General features: G+C 32.1%; 1 protein-coding gene and 1 pseudogene. Both read right to left on the reverse strand.

The window, feature by feature from the left end:
• Nucleotides 1-167 precede the first annotated feature (167 nt).
• Nucleotides 168-794 carry a hypothetical protein gene (locus D9R21_RS06035; protein ID WP_241568807.1) on the reverse strand — a complete coding sequence of 209 codons (627 nt, stop codon included), beginning with the start codon at nt 792-794 and terminating at the stop codon, nt 168-170.
• A gap of 95 nt (nt 795-889) precedes the next feature.
• Nucleotides 890-1831, reverse strand: a pseudogene (gene argF, locus D9R21_RS06040) (ornithine carbamoyltransferase).
• Between the last annotated feature and the right edge of the window lie 128 nt (nt 1832-1959).

Here is a 1959-nt window from a genome sequence, read left to right on the forward strand (position 1 = left end):
AAATAGTTTGGTTTAAAATAATAGTGTAAGTGGAATGCTTAAAGTGTTCTAATTTCTTAAATTATATAAGTTACCCTATAATTATTTATACGACCAAAATCTTTTTTATCAAATAATGGTGATTTCCCTGGTGTACGACGAACACGTAACGCATATCAAACAACAAATTAAATTCCACCTGCTGTTAATAATAATCATGACACGGCTCTTCAAATAATTCCTGTTGTTGATGTTAAATCAGGCACACCAGCAGCAGCAACAGCAACTTGGATAACAAATGGATTTAATGTTGAACCAATACAACCAATTCCAGCACCAAATAAAATTGCCATTACCGCTGTTAGCACATCAAAACCAGCAGCTAATAAAACAGGAATAATAACTGGGTATAAGGCGATTGTTTCTTCCCTCATTCCATAAGTTGTACCACCAACTGAAAATAAAAACATTACAATTAGAATAATTCAAATTTCACGGCCTTTCATTTTTGCTACTAAACGCCCAATCCCAGCATCTAATGCTTTTGATTCAATAACGATGCCTAAGAAACCTCCTAAAACTAAAATAAAGACAATAACATCAACTTTACTTTTAAATCCTTGCATCGGAACTAAAAATAAGTCAAAAATTCCCGCAGGTCCACCATTGTGAAGTTCACCATCAGCATCTTTTCATGAACCAGTTGTTCCTGGAATTCAAGAGACAATAATAATTAAGAGCGTAATTCCTAATAAAATTGTAAATGCTGTCGGCAATTTAAATTTAAACTTTTTTTTTTTTTTTTTTACATCCATTTTTGCACTCCCCTTAACCTTTCATAATTAATAACCTAGCCACGAATTGTTGCTAGCATTACTGCTTTAATAGTATGTAAACGATTTTCTGCTTCTTAAAAAACACGTGAATATTTTGATTGGAAAACTTCATCAGTAACTTCTAATTCGCCAGTTCCACCAAATTGTTTAATCACTTGTTGCGCAGTATCCGTATTTCCATCATGGAAACTTGGTAAACAATGTAAAAAGATAGCATCTTCTTTTGCTTGTTTCATTTTTTCCATTGTTACTTGATATGGTGTTAAATCTTTAATTCTTTTTCCTCAAACAGCAGGATCTTCTCCCATTGATACTCAAACATCAGTGGCAATTGCATCAGCATCTTTTGCCGCTGTTTTATGGTCTTAAGTTAACGTAATTGACCCACCATGTTCTTTTGCAATTGCTTGTACTTTTTTCAATAATTCTGCATTTGGTCATAAATCCTTTGGCGCACAAGCAACAAAATGCATTCCTAATTTAGCACTAACAACCATATAACTATTTGCCATATTAAAACGAGAATCACCAAAATAAACAAATTTTAGACCTTTCATATTGCGTTGTCCTTTTTCTTCTTGCAATGTTAAAATATCAGCTAACATTTGCGTTGGGTGAAATTCATCAGTTAATCCACTTCATACTGGAACACCTGAATATTTTGCTAATGCTTCAACATCAGTTTGTTTAAACCCACGAAATTGAATTCCATCAAACATTCTTCCTAATACTTTTGCAGTATCTTCAATTGATTCTTTTTTTCCCATTTGGCTACCACTTGGTCCTAAATAAACAGGGTGCATTCCTAAATCAAATGCTCCGACTTAAAAAGCACATCTTGTTCGTGTTGAATCTTTTGCAAATAATAAAGCAACAGATTTTCCAGCTAATGGTTTTTGCTCAGTTCCAGCATATTTTGCTTCTTTCAATTGTCTTGCTAAATCTAATAAATAATAGATTTCTCTTTGCGTGAAATCTAATAAAGTTAGAAAACTAGAGTGCACCCCAAAAAGTAAGTATTAGTAAAAAGGTTTATAAAATTTTATTTATTATATCCTTTTCTTTGCGGCTTGAATATCATTTATTTCATTTTTTAACATCATTAATATATTCGTCATGCGATAAGTAAATATTGTTATGAATT

Source organism: Spiroplasma endosymbiont of Megaselia nigra (assembly GCF_003987485.1).
Lineage (GTDB): Bacteria > Bacillota_I > Bacilli_A > Mycoplasmatales > Mycoplasmataceae > Spiroplasma.